16 protein-coding genes are annotated in these 16,413 nt (G+C 44.3%); 7 read left to right on the top strand and 9 right to left on the bottom strand.

From position 1 onward, the window contains the following. The first annotated feature begins 289 nt into the window (after positions 1-289). The 3 genes from cspE (at position 290) to GTW09_RS05605 (ending at position 2,080) form a co-directional block, all read left to right on the top strand. Positions 290-499, top strand: a complete 210-nt coding sequence (cspE, locus tag GTW09_RS05615; RefSeq protein WP_032094913.1) for a transcription antiterminator/RNA stability regulator CspE — start codon at positions 290-292, stop codon at positions 497-499. Between the two features lie 326 nt (positions 500-825). Further along, positions 826-1,557, top strand: a complete 732-nt coding sequence (locus GTW09_RS05610; RefSeq protein ID WP_163110762.1) for a hypothetical protein — start codon at positions 826-828, stop codon at positions 1,555-1,557. A 49-nt stretch (positions 1,558-1,606) separates the two neighbouring features. Further along, positions 1,607-2,080 carry an Lrp/AsnC family transcriptional regulator gene (locus tag GTW09_RS05605; protein WP_198520983.1) on the top strand — a complete coding sequence of 158 codons (474 nt, stop codon included), beginning with the start codon at positions 1,607-1,609 and terminating at the stop codon, positions 2,078-2,080. A 98-nt stretch (positions 2,081-2,178) separates the two neighbouring features. On the opposite strand, the gene GTW09_RS05600 is transcribed toward GTW09_RS05605, so the two are convergent. Genes GTW09_RS05600 through GTW09_RS05590 form a run of 3 tightly spaced genes read right to left on the bottom strand, consistent with a single transcriptional unit; the run spans position 2,179 to position 5,138 of the window. Next, positions 2,179-3,186, bottom strand: coding sequence for a cytochrome d ubiquinol oxidase subunit II (locus GTW09_RS05600; RefSeq protein WP_071980742.1), 1,008 nt, complete (start codon positions 3,184-3,186; stop codon positions 2,179-2,181). A gap of 9 nt (positions 3,187-3,195) precedes the next feature. Next, complete coding sequence (locus tag GTW09_RS05595; RefSeq protein WP_163110760.1) at positions 3,196-4,569, bottom strand: cytochrome ubiquinol oxidase subunit I; 1,374 nt, start codon at positions 4,567-4,569, stop codon at positions 3,196-3,198. Positions 4,570-4,580: 11 nt separating this feature from the next. Next, positions 4,581-5,138 (bottom strand): GbsR/MarR family transcriptional regulator, encoded by a 558-nt coding sequence (locus GTW09_RS05590; protein ID WP_163110758.1) that lies wholly within the window; start codon positions 5,136-5,138, stop codon positions 4,581-4,583. Between the two features lie 262 nt (positions 5,139-5,400). On the opposite strand from GTW09_RS05590, the gene GTW09_RS05585 reads away from it, so the two are divergent. Together GTW09_RS05585 and GTW09_RS05580 are read left to right on the top strand one after the other, a co-directional pair. Beyond that, positions 5,401-5,643: a hypothetical protein gene (locus GTW09_RS05585; protein WP_163110756.1), complete on the top strand. Its 243-nt coding sequence runs from the start codon at positions 5,401-5,403 to the stop codon at positions 5,641-5,643. 220 nt (positions 5,644-5,863) lie between these two features. After that, positions 5,864-8,566 carry an ATP-binding protein gene (locus GTW09_RS05580; protein WP_163110754.1) on the top strand — a complete coding sequence of 901 codons (2,703 nt, stop codon included), beginning with the start codon at positions 5,864-5,866 and terminating at the stop codon, positions 8,564-8,566. Positions 8,567-8,598: 32 nt separating this feature from the next. Here GTW09_RS05580 and GTW09_RS05575 read toward each other — a convergent pair whose 3' ends face one another. From GTW09_RS05575 to ubiD, 4 genes are all read right to left on the bottom strand, one after another. Then, positions 8,599-9,534 carry a substrate-binding periplasmic protein gene (locus GTW09_RS05575; RefSeq protein ID WP_203565650.1) on the bottom strand — a complete coding sequence of 312 codons (936 nt, stop codon included), beginning with the start codon at positions 9,532-9,534 and terminating at the stop codon, positions 8,599-8,601. Between the two features lie 336 nt (positions 9,535-9,870). Beyond that, entirely contained in the window at positions 9,871-11,265 is a 1,395-nt protein-coding gene (locus GTW09_RS05570) for a M28 family metallopeptidase (protein WP_163110752.1), read from the bottom strand. A 342-nt stretch (positions 11,266-11,607) separates the two neighbouring features. Then, positions 11,608-12,303: an NAD(P)H-flavin reductase gene (gene fre, locus GTW09_RS05565; RefSeq protein WP_163110750.1), complete on the bottom strand. Its 696-nt coding sequence runs from the start codon at positions 12,301-12,303 to the stop codon at positions 11,608-11,610. Positions 12,304-12,374: 71 nt separating this feature from the next. Beyond that, the gene (ubiD, locus tag GTW09_RS05560; protein WP_163110748.1) at positions 12,375-13,844 is read right to left on the bottom strand and encodes a 4-hydroxy-3-polyprenylbenzoate decarboxylase; all 1,470 of its coding nucleotides are present in this window, start codon (positions 13,842-13,844) and stop codon (positions 12,375-12,377) included. Positions 13,845-14,068: 224 nt separating this feature from the next. On the opposite strand from ubiD, the gene GTW09_RS05555 reads away from it, so the two are divergent. Together GTW09_RS05555 and GTW09_RS05550 are read left to right on the top strand one after the other, a co-directional pair. Continuing rightward, positions 14,069-14,320, top strand: coding sequence for a TIGR02647 family protein (locus tag GTW09_RS05555; protein WP_071980735.1), 252 nt, complete (start codon positions 14,069-14,071; stop codon positions 14,318-14,320). A gap of 156 nt (positions 14,321-14,476) precedes the next feature. After that, positions 14,477-15,127, top strand: coding sequence for a tetratricopeptide repeat protein (locus GTW09_RS05550; RefSeq protein WP_163110746.1), 651 nt, complete (start codon positions 14,477-14,479; stop codon positions 15,125-15,127). Positions 15,128-15,207: 80 nt separating this feature from the next. Here the strand turns inward: GTW09_RS05550 and GTW09_RS05545 are convergent, their stop codons facing one another. Both GTW09_RS05545 and GTW09_RS05540 read right to left on the bottom strand, forming a co-directional pair. Then, positions 15,208-15,780, bottom strand: a complete 573-nt coding sequence (locus GTW09_RS05545) for a cytochrome b/b6 domain-containing protein (RefSeq protein WP_163110744.1) — start codon at positions 15,778-15,780, stop codon at positions 15,208-15,210. A 78-nt stretch (positions 15,781-15,858) separates the two neighbouring features. Continuing rightward, positions 15,859-16,143, bottom strand: a complete 285-nt coding sequence (locus GTW09_RS05540) for a PepSY domain-containing protein (RefSeq protein WP_163110741.1) — start codon at positions 16,141-16,143, stop codon at positions 15,859-15,861. Positions 16,144-16,413: the final 270 nt, after the last annotated feature.

Genomic DNA, 16,413 nt, shown 5'->3' with positions numbered 1-16,413 from the left:
TAATGAAGTTTTTATGAAAGTCGTTAATAAGCAATTAATTAGTATGTTAATTGTTCCCAACAGTGTTATAGTGGCTTTGGCTGTTTGCCAAAGTCTTTAAATAGACGAGATTTGTGTTATTTGCTATATGTTGCTACCTGTTATAACGCTCGAGTTACCTTGTAATTTGTGTTTGTTGTTAGTCCATTCGTAAGTAAGCCTCAATGCTCCGCCAATTTAAAGACCAACAGAAACACAGTTACACGCGCTTTTTTGCGCAATTTATTACGATATTTGAGGTCTATACGACATGTCTAAAGTTACAGGCACCGTTAAGTGGTTTAACGCTGATAAAGGTTATGGTTTTCTTACTCAAGATAATGGCGGCAAGGACGTTTTCGTTCATTTCCGTGCAATTATCTCTGAAGGTTACAAAACTCTTCCAGAAGGTCAGCGCGTAGAATTTGAAGTTGAAGAAGGTCAAAAAGGTCTTCAAGCTGCTAACGTGCAAGCTATCTAAGAAATTCAAAAACGGCGGTCATAATGACCGCCGTTTTTCTTTCATCCCCCGCACTATCCCTTTTAATTTCCTGCTTTATAAAACCACGGTCTATTTGCCCCCCCACCAGTTAGCGTGGAAATTAGAATCACTTTCCAAATCGCACTTTTAAAATATCGCTAAACTGAACCTCAAAAACCATAAAAGTTATAAGACCATTAACGCTAATTAATGCTTAGCACATATCGCTATTAACGAGTATGTGTTGCTATGTTGTGGCGTAAAGTGTTTTACTAATCACTCATTTAAAGAGTTATTCTTTACTCTCGGTCATTAGGGTATTCACTATGTTTATTCGTGTAGCAAGTGCGCTTACTTTATCAATATTAGTTGTATTTAGCGTTCAAGGTATTGCGCAGACGACTTCAACAGAAAATGCTGAAAGCGTATCAAGCGCAGATAAAGACACCACAGTGGTGGCGACGCTCTTCGGTAAACCAATAATTATGGACGACATTACGCCAAGCGAGGACGTACTGGCCACTATGCAAAAGCAGGCTGGCAGTCGCGGTGAATTTAACGGCATGCTGGCATTAGCCAGTCTTACTGAATTGTCTGAGCAAATTATCGAAGGTGTTTTGGATGATTATGCTGCAACGCACACTATTACCGTTGACCAGGCTCTGGTAGAAAAATTTAAAGAGAAATTCGCAAGCTCGACAGTCAAGCCAGAGCAGGCCGCTGATGATAGCGATAGCGCAAATAGTAGCTCAAGTAACCCAGGCAGTGCCTCGGGTGGAAAGACGTCTAGCGATGAAATAGCACAGCGCCAGGTTATGATCTACCTAACAGAAAAGCACATGTATAACGCACTCGGTGGCAAAGTAGTTTTTCGACAATCGAACCCGCAGATGCCGGTAGAGGCATACTTTAATGTGCTCAAAGAATATGAGCAGTCAGGAAAGTTCGAAATAGTTGATAAATCATTGCAAGAGGGCTTTTGGTCGCCTTTTACTCCGCCTTATCAGTATGAACTGGCCAAAGAAAATATCGATTTTTCCAAGCCTTGGTGGTTATAAGCGGGCGGCGATAAGCAGTAAATACGCAGTAGGATTGTAAGTAAAAGCCATGAAAGATATCTCTATAGACGCTGTCGACCGCACTATTTTAAGTATTTTACAGCAAGACGCAGAAACGCCAGTAGCGCAAATAGCGGAGCAAGTTGGGCTAACCTCAACCCCGTGCTGGCGCAGAATACAAAAGTTAGAAACAAGCGGAATCATTTCTCGTCGCGTTGCATTGTTACAGGCGCAAACTTTAGGCCTTACCATGACCGTGTTTGTGCAGGTAAAAGCAGGGAGTCACGATGGCAAATGGCTGTCAAATTTTGCCAACCATGCGTCGTCTTTCGACGAAGTCGTTGAGTGTTACCGAATGTCGGGCGAGTATGATTACCTGTTAAAAGTGCTGGTAACCGACATGGCGAGCTTTGATCATTTTTATAAGCGATTGGTAAACGGCATTGGTTTTTCAGATGTAACATCGAGTTTCGCAATGGAGCAGATTAAATATACAACTGCCGTTCCGCTTACTCACTTGTAACAGCCCGATTTATAACACCCTCATATATAAAAAGAGTGTGCTACAGCGGCAAAAAAATGGGGAGCTAATAGCTCCCCATTTTGCACTTTTCACACGCCCTAGTAATACGATAACTTCTGCGATTTCCCAGAAAAGATCTTATACACCATAAGGGTGTAGGCCAAAATTACAGGCACTACAATTACCACGCCGACCAGTAAAAACCGCAGCGAACTTGCATCACTTAACGCATCCGATATGGTCATTTGCCCTGGAATAATAAACGGGTAGTAGCTTATAGCGAAAGCTGCAAAGCTCAGCAGAAAGACTAATAGCGCGATAAAGAACGGTAGCCACTCGCCTTTTCCGTTGCCCTCAGGCAGTTTTTTTAGTAACACGCCGCACAGCGCAAGCAGAGCAAAGCAGGTAGCGGGTATGGCAAATAGCATAATGCCCCAAGGTGCCGACAGCCATAGCTCTCTTATTTCTGTATGAAGCGTAAGATTGGCTATGCTTACCGCAATTATGCCGGCCGCCAGTATGCCCAAACCACGTTTAGCCCAGTAATACGCTTTTTCTTGCAGCGCTCCTTCAGATTTAAGAATAAGCCAGCAAGAGCCAATAAAGGCGTAAGCAGCAGTTACACCTAGTGCAGCCAGCAGCGCGAATGCCTGTGCCCATATATCTGTGCGTAATCCAGTAACATAAATACCCAGCATATAGCCTTGTGCAAGAGTGGTAAGTAAAGAACCGTACTTAAAGACTAAATCCCACTTACGCTTTTGTACCTGCACTACCTTCGCCCTAAAATCAAAGGCAACACCTCGTAAAATTAGACCAAGCAGCATAAATGTTGCCGGAAGATACAGTGCTTGCAGCACCTTGCTGTGCGCCTCGGGAAAAGCAATCAGCAACAAACCTACTGCCAATACCAGCCAGGTTTCGTTTGCGTCCCAGTAGGGCCCAATAGACGCGATCATATCGTCTCTAAATGCTTCAGTACGCGGCGGAATTAATACCCCTACACCTAAATCATACCCATCTAATATGGCGTAAAGCAGAATAGATAGCCCCAGCAGGCCCACGTATATGTTGCCGAGCATTTGTGGAGATACATTTTCAAACATCATAGCTCCTTACACCGCTACCGGGTTGGTATTGTTGGGTTTGATTTTAGCCTTTGCGACTTCTCGTTCCTCTGTGGTGATTTCTTCAATCTCCACGGCGCGACGACACATCAGCATTAACGTACTGATATAGGCAATAAGCAACCCTGTATAGATGACCGCATAAAGTGTGAACGACATTGCCACATTGCTTGGTGGTAGCTGAGTGACAGCATCCGCTGTTTTTAGCACACCACTTACCAGATAAGGCTGGCGACCAATTTCCGTGACATACCAGCCCGCAAGGGTGGCTACCCAACCGCTGAACGCCATACCCACAAACGTGCGCTTTAGCCATAACGGAAACGCGCGGTTTCGCATTAAATAAATACTGCCTAGCCAAGACACTGCAAGCATGAGCATTCCCATGCCTACCATTACCCTAAAGCCGTAAAACACAGGTGCTACAGGTGGATGTTCCCCCTCAAACTCGTTAAGGCCTTTCAGCTCACCCTTCAAGTCGTGAGTAAGAATAAGGCTTGCTGCATACGGAATAGGTATTTCAAAGTGATTCTCCTTATTTTCCTCATCGGGAATGGCGAATAGCAGTAGCGGAGCGCCTTCAGTGGTTTCCCACAATCCTTCCATAGCAGCTACTTTTTGCGGCTGATGTTCAAGTGTGTTCAATCCATGCATATCACCTGCAAATATTTGCAGCGGGATAAGCACTGCCGCAGTGTATGTGGCGGTTTTAAGTGCTAGTTTTGGCGCTAGTTTGTCATCGCCTTTTAGCATTCTGTAAGCAGAGAGCCCTGCAATCAGAAAACTGGCTGTCAATCCAGACGCTAGCATCATATGAACAAAACGGTAGGGGAAAGATGGATTAAAGATAATCTCCTTCCAGTTTGTGGCGTATACCACCCCATCGACAACCTCAAAACCTTGCGGTGTTTGCATCCAGCTATTGAGTGCTAAAATCCAAAAGGCAGACGTAGTGGTGCCAAGAGCCACAATAAGTGTTGAAGTAGTATGTAGCCAGTTTGGCACACGGCGAATGCCAAATAGCATTATGCCCAAAAACGTGGCTTCTAAGAAAAAGGCCGTAAGCACTTCGTAGCCCAGTAACGGGCCCGCCACGTTCCCCACCTTTTCCATAAATCCGGGCCAGTTAGTCCCAAACTGAAAAGACATGGTAACGCCGCTGACTACGCCTAATGCAAAGCTCAGGGCAAAAACCCGCACCCAAAATCGGTACATACGCATCCACACTGGATGGCCTGAGGTGTTTGAACGTAGTTTAAAGTAGAAAAGAAACCAACCCATAGCCATGGTGATGGTTGGAAATAAAATATGAAAACTAATATTTAGAGCAAATTGTAAACGAGACAGCAAGAATACATCCACGGAGGGTCTCCCTAATTGACACTGTTTTTACCCGGTAAAATCTTGTCCTTAAGGTCTAGCATACGGCCAACGCCTGAACCGAGTTTCATCAGCGTGTTTAATTTTTCAGGGCCAAGGTTTTGTAATTCCTCAGACCATGCCGTAATGGATTCCAATAAATCGTGTATTTCACTTAGCTTTTCTTGCGCACCAACTTCTGTGCCGTTGGCAGGCTCATCGAGTAAAAGATCGCGCAGTAAGCTTAATGTGGGGTCTATTTCGCGCTTACGCCTTTCTTCAAACACCCTATTTGCCAACGTCCAAATATCGCCAGCAGGAATGAAAAATTCTTTACGCTCACCTGGCACAAGGTGCTGTTTAATCAAACGCCAAGATTGAAGCTCTTTTAGCCCCATACTGGTGTTTCCTCGAGAGATATTTAGTGCATCAGCAATTTCCTGTGCTGAAATGGGCTCATCGTTTAGCACAATAAGCGCCAAAATTTGACCAACTGTTCTGTTAAAGCCCCAGCGGCTTCCCATCTCACCAAAGTGCATAACAGCTGATGTAATAAGAGGTGTCATCTTCATTCTTTCGCGCCTATTGAAGTTTCAGAAGTTACTGAAAGTTTAATACTCCATTTGATGCAGATCAATCTTTTTCAACATTAAATATGATTTCATAAAGACACTTAGGTCTTGGCTTTGGAGGAACGCATTTAAACTGTAATATGAAAGCGGTAGCGTAGGATATATTACGTTTTCAGCACTTTGGATAGCTTCGGTATGAGATTGGCAATGTCACAAAAAAACGCCAAGCAAATGTCCCCGCGAGCCTTTTATTGGTATAGCCATGCCTTGCAGTGTAACCATTATGCTGGTTTTTTCAGGCACTTCAGCAGGCTTTTTAGCCGCATTAGTAGGCTTTTTCCATTTGTCTGGTGCTGCTGCCGGCGCGTATTTAGTGACCTTTTTGGGCGATATACTATCGATGGACGCTGTTCAGGCATTTGTTCTTATAACACTGGGATTAAGTTTTGGTAGCGTTATTGCCTGCCTATTTCTAAAGCCGTCAACTATAGTAGATACTATGTAAAAGGCTCTTATAAATGCACCGCACCGTTTGAACAGTCAGTTCATCCAATTATTTTGTGCTTTCATGGTATTCCATATTAAATGCGGCGCAAAAAAGTGATTATTGGCGGCATAACCTTTAACATGTCCGATTAGTTATTCTTTCAGGGGCTTACTCATTGCGCCTGAATGACACCTCATCTCTTGCTAGATAGTGGTGTATCAGAAAAAAGGTTTCCACTATGAGTCAAGCTTCACCACAATTAACGAAGAATTGTGAAGACGAACCCATCCATCTTATCGAAAGTGTTCAAAGTTTCGGTTATGTGATTGCCCTCAATCCTGCAGATAAAACCATTCAAGTGGTAAGCAGTAATATTCGAGAACTATTCAAAGTAGACATTGTTCCCGGGGAAACGCTTATTACTGAGCTTTTTACTATCCCCAATCCGGAAGCTCACACTTTTAAAACCATCTTTGAATCGGTACAAGGCGGCAAGGTGCGTCATGCTTACCAGTGGCAGTTCGCAGAAAATGCGCTGTGGCTTGAGGACTGGGAAAAAGAGGGAAGTGGCGTAGCGTACGAATCAAATGGTTTACTGGTTATCGAATTAGAGCCCACTCCGCAATTAAGTTACGAAGCTGCGCAGCAGTGGGTGCCCATGGATATGGACTTACGCGCTTTGTTGCCCGATGTGGATGACAGTGACTCTATAGGCGATGTGGCAGATGCCATAGCGCGATATTTTCAAGACTATGTTGGTTTTGATGCCGTTATGGTTTACCAATTCGACGAAGACCATTGCGGTGAAGTCATCGGTGAGGCAACGGAATCTGAGGGTAAATCTTTTAAGGGGCTTAAATTTCCAGCCTCCGATATTCCACAGCAGGCCAGAGAGCTTTATTTGCTGAATCGCGTTCGCTGCGTATTCGATGTTGATGAGCCAGTAATTCCACTTTTGCCCCGTATTGAAGACTCTGAACGGCCGCCCCTCGACCTTTCAATGTCAATGGTGCGCTCAGTTTCACCTACCCACATTACGTATCTTAAAAATATGGGAGTACGCTCATCTTTTTCTGTAAGTCTAGTGTTTGAAGGCAAACTGTGGGGCTTGTTAGCGTGTCATAGTAAAAAGCCTATATACGTAGATCAGAAAAAGCGCTTAGTGTGTGAATCATTAGGACATCTTTACGCATGGCAGTTACATACTAAAACGCTTCACGAAAAAAAGGAGCATTTTCAAAATCGCCAGCGTTCATTAAATAACATTGTTCATCAGCTAACGTCTTACTCCAACCCGCTTGAGGCAATAAAGCAAAAAGAAAAAGACTTACTGCAAGTGGCTGATGCATGCGGCATGGCGGTTGTTACACCATCGAGTAATTACTTTGTGGGAAAAACGCCATCAGAATCCACATTAATGAAGCTGCTAGACAAGTTTGCTATTCCAAACTCAGAACAGTCGGTTACGTTAAATCGTTTAGCAGAACAGGTGACAGATTCTTGCAACCTCAACGGTATTCGCGGGATGTACATATCTTGCGTGTCGGCAAAGTTAGGTTACTACACGGTATGGTTTAGAGAGCAGCGGGATAAAACGATTCGCTGGGCCGGACGTGACGCGGCTAAGCAGGATCAGCTTAAATCATTAACGCCTCGAAATTCTTTCGAGCTGTATTTACAAAGTGTGGCAGATGAATCTGTAGATTGGACTGAAGACGATAAGTTAATTATTGAAGGGTTCGATCACCTCTTTATTCCTTATGCCTTGAGTTTAAAAGCGTCTCTTGATAAACAAATCAACAAGCTCGAAGAGCTTGATAAGGCTAAAGATCAGTTTCTGGCCAGCATTTCTCACGAACTGCGTTCACCACTCAATTCTATTGTGGGTTGGACAGATTTAGCGCTAATGGATTTAGACAACGTAGATAGAATGAAAGATGCGCTAGGGGTTATTAAGCGGGCTGCGTCTACTCAGGCAGCACTGATCAACGACATCCTTGATTTATCGCGCATAATTTCAGGCACCATGAAGCTCAGTACTCATTCTTTAAAGATAACTCATTCTATTTCCGAGGTAGCCAAGTCGTTTGAAGCTGGGTTCGCAAGTAAGAATATTCAGCTATCGATCAACTGCGAAGACGAACATACGCAGATTTTAGGCGATAATTTACGCATTAAGCAGGTTATCAACAACCTATTGAGTAATGCCCTTAAGTTTACCTCTAAGGGCGGAACAGTGCATATTCGAGGAAAGCGTGAACATTCTAACTACCTGTTTAAGGTAAAAGATAATGGCAAAGGCATGACGCAAGAACAGATCTCCCATGTCTTTGAACGCTTTTATCAAGGCAAGAACGAGCACAACAAAAATGGCTTAGGTCTTGGGCTTTCTATTGTAAAGAGCTTGGTAGAAATGCACGGCGGAGAAATTCGTGCAGAGAGCAATGGCCCTAATACGGGCACAACTTTCTTTGTATCTTTGCCTATTGCGCCGTTAAATGTGTTTGATGAAATTATTGAAACTAAAAACACCGAAATAAGTGAATTAACACCGTCTTACCGTTTAAACGGCCTGCGTATTTTAGTGGCCGAAGATGAGAAAGATGCCCGCGATTTTATTAAGCTTTTCCTCGAATCAAACGGGGCTAGGGTGAATGTTGTCAAAAACGGCCTGCTGGCATGGAAAGAAATAAACGAAATGCCAGAGGCGTTCGATTTACTGCTTTCTGATATTGGCATGCCGGAGTTGGACGGTTTAGGGTTAATGCTCAAAATTCGCTCTAGCGAGTTTAGTCAGATATCTTCACTTAATGCGGTGGCGTTAACGGCATATGCCTACACGTCGGATAGGGTAAAAGCGCTTAAGGCCGGGTTTAATAATTATGTATCTAAGCCTGTAGATGGCGAAGAGTTGCTTACCATTTTGGAAATGTATATGTAGGTTGGTCCTGTTTGCCGAGAGCCTCTTTGGCACTACCAGCGCTGCAGTAGGGTTTCGTAGGTTGTGGCGTCGAGTAGAGATATTCTCTCTTCTACCTCAGCGCTTACACTAGAAAGTTTTTCATCTGCTAGAGCTTTTGAAGAAAAGGTCTCTCCGTTAATGACAAACAGGCTTTTGTCAGACGTGGGTGTGTTATCAAGGCGATAGGCTGTTTTAAGTAAGCTGGTTTCGCGGGTAATGTCGGTGTGACCAACATAGTCTGCAATTCCATCGTCATTGATGTCTTTGCGTAGCCAACTAATGCCCAACAGTGTGTTGTATTCTCCGCTTTTTTGCATAGCAGAGATAGCAGCATTAAATTTCGCAATAATCTCTTTTGCGTTAGCAACATCGTCTCGTATTGCCAGTTGAAACCCGCTTTTAATGAGCGGTTGAGAAGAAAAGTGCAGTGTTTCTTCGCTATCGTTGGCAAGTAGCGTATTAAATTCTCGTATTAATAACTCTGAGGTCACCAGGTATGGGGCTCTGTCGTCGGCGAGTTGGCGAAAAGCATCAAATGTCGACGGATTTCTAGACCACTTTATATCTTTCAGCAGTCTAAAGTTAGGCGTGTTGGCAAAACGATTTTCAACCGCTACACGGTTACGCTTGAGATGCTGAAAAATCTTTATGTTTTCAACATCGGCATCCTTACTTGCGGCATAGAGGTACAGAGGTAAAAACACTTCTGATGTTAATACGTTGCCCAAGCTTTGGCCCATATCGACATAGGCGTATTCACCGTCTACTTTTCCTGAACGTACAGAACTGCCTAAAAAGGCTTGGCGCATGACTTTTACTTTTACATCAGTTTCGGTTTGAGAAAAGGCAGCTAAAACCAGCTCGTTAATTCTGGCAGGCTCACCATCGTCGTTAACATAGGTTTCAAAAGGAGTTGCAGCAAGCGTGAGCGAATTTGTTTGAGACACTACTGACACGCTAAATAGAGCGGTGCTAAAAAAGCAAACAAGGGCGGTGAACGTAAAACGACTAACACGCTTTATAAGCAAGTTAATTCTCTCCTCACAGTGACACATTTAGTGAAGCTTATGCTTCACGCATTATTTATAGTTCTTTATACACTTTAGGGTAGTTATATGGTTTATTCCACACAGGATATATTAATGACAATTAACACCCCTGGTAATGTGTGCGCCAGAACTGTCTTATGAAGAGCATATAGAGCTTTAATAAGTAGCAGAAAAAACGCCGAGTACAGCACATGCTCGGCGTAGTTCATGCTCGGCGTAATAGATGCAGGGCAATTATTCGCCGAAGCTACCTGCAGGGCCAGGGTAAACCACAACGCTTTCCACGCCATCATTGTTGACACTGGCAACACCGAAGAAGTAGTTATCAATAACAATGTTATCTAGTGTGGCTTGGTTCACATTCCCAACAAACTTGCTGTACTCCCACTGCGGAGCATCGGTATGACGCCAATATACCTTATAGCCTTTCAACTGCGGGTTTTGTTTTTCGTCTAGGGCATCCCACATTAACGTTGTTGAAGGTTGAACCGCACCCTTAATTGAAACATTAGCCGGTGGGTTTGGTGCCCATGCCATAGAGGCAAGTGAAACCGCGTTTAAACCCGTAAGCTTAGCGGCATAATCAAAGTTCACCCCATCTAGCGTGTCGCCATATTTAATGCCATCTTCTTCACGTAAGTCTTGATGCTGGCGGGTATAATTTTCGTTGGTTTCCATAATTCGAATGCCTGGGTAGCCCAAGTCATTAAACGGGCGATGATGACCGCCACGGCCGAACCTGTCTAATCTATACACTACCATGGTGTCGAGGTTTTCAATGTATTGGTCGGCTATTTTGTCGATATAGCGAGCTAGATTTCTACTTGGTGAATCTACCTCTCCGCCCGTGAAGCGGCGGCGCCTTGCTTCAGCGTCGGTCTCGGTCACTCTTGTGCCCTCGGCAAATATACGGGCGGTAGTATTGTTAATTACACCGTTAACGCCTTCAATATTGCCAATCATGTCGTTGTTCAGTACCGCTTTAATGCGCCAGCCATCTTCTTTGGCTTGGTTGGCCATGATGCGTCCGCCGAACAGCCCTTGCTCTTCGCCTGCTAACGCCGCATACACAATGGTGCCGTTGAACTTGTACTTAGATAGAACACGGGCCGCCTCTAGTGTGCCCGCTACGCCAGATGCATTATCATTGGCACCAGGAGAATCTGAGGTGAAATCCATTACGTCAGATACGCGAGAATCGATATCGCCAGACATAATGACGTAACGGTCTGGGTCGGTAGTACCGCGCTGCACAGCAATTACACTCACTACATCTACCGGCTCAGGAATGCGCTTTTCACCGCTAATGGTTTTAGATTGAAAGTACACCTCTAGACAACCGCCGCATTCTGCCGAAATTTTTTCAAACTCTGACTTTATCCAGCGGCGGGCCGCACCGATACCGCGAGTATCAGACTCTGTTTCAGATAAGGTATGGCGGGTTCCAAAATTTACCAGCGTAGTAATATCATTTTCAATATTGGTGGCAGAAATGCTATTTGCAATATCGTGAAGCGCCTGCTTTTGTTCGCTTTGCGCTATGGCAGAGATGGGAAAGAGGCTGCTGATCGCTAGTGCCGAGGTAAATACGGTGAGGTTTTTTATTTTACTGGGGTAGTTTTTTATCATTATTTTCTCCAATGTTTATTTCTTAACCATAACGAATACGGTGGTGGGTCACAATTGGAGTAAACCTACTATGCGGTCGCTTATCGCAAAAGTTCACATCTGAGCAATGTTAAAACTAAAACAGTTAAAACTAAAACAGGTTTAAAAGGTGGGTGGGGAAAACAAAAAACGCCAATAAGTAATTATTGGCGCTAATTATTGGCGTTGTGTAGATTTACAAGCTGATTATTGCTGACTGTGACGAAGCGACACGCAGAATGAATTTTCGGATATTAACCCTAAAGCTCAGATACAACGGCAAAGTTCAGATCCAACGGCATGGTATTCGCCTATCAGGTCAGCCTAAATAAACGCGAATGCATCGCCAAATAAATTCTCTTTCTTTAAACCGCGCTGCGTAAAATCGTCACGAACTACTTTTGCCATTTCGAATCGGCCAGCAACGTAAACTTGAACGCCAGAGAAGTCGGCATGATCAGCCATGGCTGCATGGTGAACCCATCCCGTTCTGCCGGTCCAGTCGTCGTTAGCAAACTCTACCACGGGCACAAACGTAAAATGGTTGTTAGCCGCGGCCAATTCACTCAATTCGTCGGCTAAGTAAAGGTCTTCTTCATGTTTACCACCCCAGTAAAGCGTGAGTGGCGTGGTGTCGCCGCTTTTTAGGTGCTCTTTTAAAATTGAGTAGGTGTACGAGAAACCGGTACCGCCTGCAATAAGTACCATTGGAAGCCCATTGCTCTGTAAGTACGCATCGCCATGGCCAAGGCTGAGTGTAATTTCACCATCGCTTTGCATACGGGCTAATACGTCACCCGCATAGCTGTTGCCTGGCTCGGCGCCGATGTGCAGTTCTATACGGTTATTGTCGTAAGCGGCATTGGCGATGGAAAACGGTCGCATGTCTTTTTCGCCCATGACAACCATGGCGTACTGGCCTGCTTTAAACGCTACTGCTTCTGGCAACGTGAGTTCAATTTTTTGTACTACATCGGTTAAAGGCGTAATGCTTGCAACCTTGCATTTAATTTGTGGCATGTATTTTTTCTTACCCTTTTTGGTTTAGCGTGTCGCCTCTGAAGCGTTATCTTAAATAACGCTCTATTTGGTTACTTCATAATACCAAGTTCATCCCAGATATCATCAATTCGCTTTTTAACGGCTTCGTCCATAACAATGGGTTCGCCCCATTCACGGTCGGTCTCGCCGGGCATTTTATTGGTCGCATCCATACCCATTTTTGAACCTAGACCAGATACCGGCGAGGCAAAATCCAAGTAATCGATAGGCGTGTTTTCTATCATTACGGTATCGCGGGCAGGGTCCATTCGCGTGGTAATAGCCCATATCACATCATTCCAGTCGCGAGCATTTACATCGTCGTCGCAAACAATAACGAACTTGGTGTACATGAACTGACGTAAAAATGACCACACTCCCATCATAACGCGCTTGGCGTGACCTGGGTATTGCTTCTTCATAGTAACAACTGCCATTCGGTAGGAACACCCTTCAGGCGGCAGATAGAAATCGACAATTTCCGGAAATTGCTTCTGCAAGATAGGTACAAACACTTCGTTAAGTGCTACGCCTAATATGGCTGGTTCGTCGGGTGGACGACCAGTGTAGGTTGAATGGTAAATAGGATCTTTTCTATGAGTGATATGCGTTACGGTAAATACTGGAAATTCGTCAACTTCGTTATAGTAACCAGTATGATCGCCATAGGGGCCTTCCGGAGCCATTTCGTCTTGCGCGATATAGCCTTCTAACACTATTTCGGCGCTGGCAGGCACCTGCAAATCGTTACTTATTGAGGAAACGACCTCAGTTTTGTCGCCGCGTAACAAGCCTGCAAAGGCATATTCTGACAATGTATCGGGAACAGGCGTTACTGCGCCTAATATCGTAGCCGGATCTGCGCCTAGCGCCACCGACACTGGATAAGGTTCGCCGGGGTGTGTCTGACACCATTCACGAAAATCCAGTGCTCCGCCGCGATGTGAAAGCCAGCGCATAATCAGCTTGTTTTTAGCAATAACCTGCTGACGGTAAATACCTAGGTTTTGACGCTTTTTGTGTGGTCCACGGGTAACGCTAAGTCCCCAAGTCACTAGTGGTGCTGCATCACCGGGCCAGCATCGCTGTACCGGAATTTTTGACAAGTCTACGTCATCGCCGGTTAACACTACTTCCTGACAGGGAGCCTTTTTGACAACTTTGGCCGGCATGTTCAAAACTTGCTTAAAAACCGGCAGCTTTTGCCATAAATCTTTTAAGCCCTTTGGTGGTTCTGGCTCTTTCAAATAGGCTAAAAGCTTACCCACTTCTCTTAATGCTTCTACTGAGTCTTGCCCCATACCCATGGCCACACGCTGAGGCGTGCCAAATAAATTTGCTAACACTGGCATGGAGTGATTTTTAGGGTTCTCGAACAGTAGCGCCGGGCCGCCAGCACGTAATGTGCGATCGGCAATTTCGGTCATTTCAAGGTCGGTATCAATTGGCTGACTAATGCGAACCAATTCACCTTTACTCTCTAGCTGGCGAATAAAGTCGCGTAAATCTTTATACTTCATTAGGGCTGGTGCATCCACGAACTTATGTTATGGCAAGAGTATACTATTTCGAGATAAAGTCCGATCAGTTCACGGCATGAATTCGAAGATTAAAGGTTTAATTTCGAGAAAATGATCTGGACAGCGCAATTAATTGTGTGTGATATAGGAAATAGCGCTATAACTACTAAAGCGATAAAGCGATAAAGCGCTATAACTTTCAATCCTTTGCCTAAGGTGGCTTCATGACAACATTCGATCAGGACATGCTCGACGAGTTAAATCTGTTACTTAAATTCCCAGACAATAGCCTGCTACAAGGTCTAAAAATTCACCACGACGCAAGTCAATCTATGGTTAACGCCGCTTCCAGATTATATTCAAAAGGTCTCATTACATTGCCAGACGGCGGTTATCTTACCGATTTAGGCATTGATGTAGCCGATCACGCTCGTCATATTCAGTCGGCCCTGTGTGCGCAGAAGGGCGGTCATTAGTTCTATCTTTAACGCGTAATTAAGGCGCACCTATGCAACTGCTTGTGGGTGTGCTCATTGAACGACGTATTGTTCTTATCAAGATATTGTTAAGATATTTGGCCCACGGACGATAACGTAAATACGCTTGGTTTTGCATTGTTAGAATCTGTCACTATGAAACAACGTCTTTTTACTGCACTTATTTTCACCCTGTCTTTTCTAGGGTTATCTACTCACGCCTTCGCTTTAGAAGGCGAGACAATTGATGAAATTCGCGCTGTTCAGCTTTACAGTCAAGATGCGCTGATAGACATGATAAATGCGAATACGCACCTAGATAAAGTTGTAGCCGACCGCTGCCAGCTAGTTCAAGATATCGAAGCTCGTGCTGATGTGCTAAAAGTGCCTGCTTATCAGTTTTTATGGGGTGATATGCTGGCGTGGGGAGTGTGTGTTGACGAGGCGCCTGCACGTGGCATTGGCTACATGGAAGATGCCGCCAATCAAGGCTTACCTGCTGCTTTAGAGCAACTTGGCCGATACTATAAAAATGGCACCCTTGTGCAAGAAGACAAAGAGCGCGCTGTTGTGTATTTGCGCGAAGCGGCAGCCCTTAAAAGTTTAAAAGCTCAAATTCAGCTGGTTGAGTTATTTTTGGCCGGATACGGTAGCCCGTATGACTATGAAGAGGCCTATCATTGGCTGCACAATGCGGTGACTAACGATAAAGCACAGCATCAGAAAATTGCTGCGTACCTCGATGAATTGGAAACATTGATGCATCCTAAAGCTGTGAGAGCGGCGAAACGTCCGGCAGACAGTTAAAGAGCTTTATTGTTTTAAGATTCTTTCGTATCAAGGTTGGTTTTGGTGTCTCTTGTTCACTACTTTATTAGCTATTCTTTTTAGTTATTCTTTTTTGTTATTCTGCGTTTTCCAACGAGCATGGGACGAAGTAATTGAACGCGGCCTTTGTACTGCACAAAAAATACTGCTGCTACATGAATTAGCACACAGGCGTATAACACATCAGCAAATGTGCCGTGGATCCACTCCAACGTACTGTTTCCGAAAAACGCGTCTACTTCCTCCATAATAAAGCCTGTCACGCCCAACCCTAAAAACAAAATAATGACCGCAAAAATCATTAACCACCCAAAGGGATTATGACCGTGTTGCGCGGGCACATTACGTTGCTTTAAATGCTGAATATGTTGTTTGAATTCACGAATATGAAGGTTAACGGTACGAAAGCTCGCATAGTTAGTGATTGGGCGAGTGAAGCCCCAAATAAGGCGGAGTAAAATAAACGACACAGCAGTATAACCCGCTATTTCGTGATAAAGGCGACCAGGCTCGACAATAAAGTAGTTGGTTACGAAACAGGCCACTAACATCCAGTGGCATAGCCGTACAATACGATCCCAGATGGTAATATCGTTGCTCTTGGTGTTGGGATGTTCGTTTTGGTCTGTCATGATCTGTTCTTTAAAACGTAAAAAGCGCCGCAATGCATCATTGTGGCGCTTTTGAAGGTGTCGTACAACGTATTTACGTTAGTGACTTTCTTCTTTCACAATGCTGCCATCGACGGGGTTAAAGTAAATTTCTACTTTGCTTTCGTCTTTGTTGAAACCATAAATTTCGTAGCAGTTGCCCTCGGTAACTTTAAACTCATTAATTTTATAACCTTGAGCAACCAGCTGTGCTTGAAATGCCTCTTGATTTTGCCATTCAGACTGCGGTGCTGTGGTACACATAGTAGTGCCGTGCTCTGCACTACAAGCGCTTAATAGGGTAGCGGCTCCAACGGCGGTAAGTAGCATAATTGCTTTTTTCATTGTCGTCTCCTTGAACATGGGTAAGGGTAAACTTGCTAACTACATATTTTCTATAGGAATGGCTGTTACGGCCAATCATTGAGAATAGTTCTTATTGCCAGACTAGCACGGTTTCTACCACAGTAAAATAAATGGGGTCAGAACCTGAGGTATCCCCACAAATAATGACTAAAATTCAGTAAGATAAAAAATAAAGGGAACATTCATGACGTTTGGTGATCAGATCTTTCGCCAAAAACAAATGAAGGTTAAACGCCATGAATGCCCTAT

It is taken from the genome of Alteromonas hispanica, from assembly GCF_010500915.1.
In the GTDB taxonomy this organism is placed as follows: domain Bacteria; phylum Pseudomonadota; class Gammaproteobacteria; order Enterobacterales; family Alteromonadaceae; genus Alteromonas; species Alteromonas hispanica.
The sequence above is the reverse complement of the archived record's forward strand: the minus strand, read 5'-3'. Positions and strand labels throughout refer to the sequence as shown.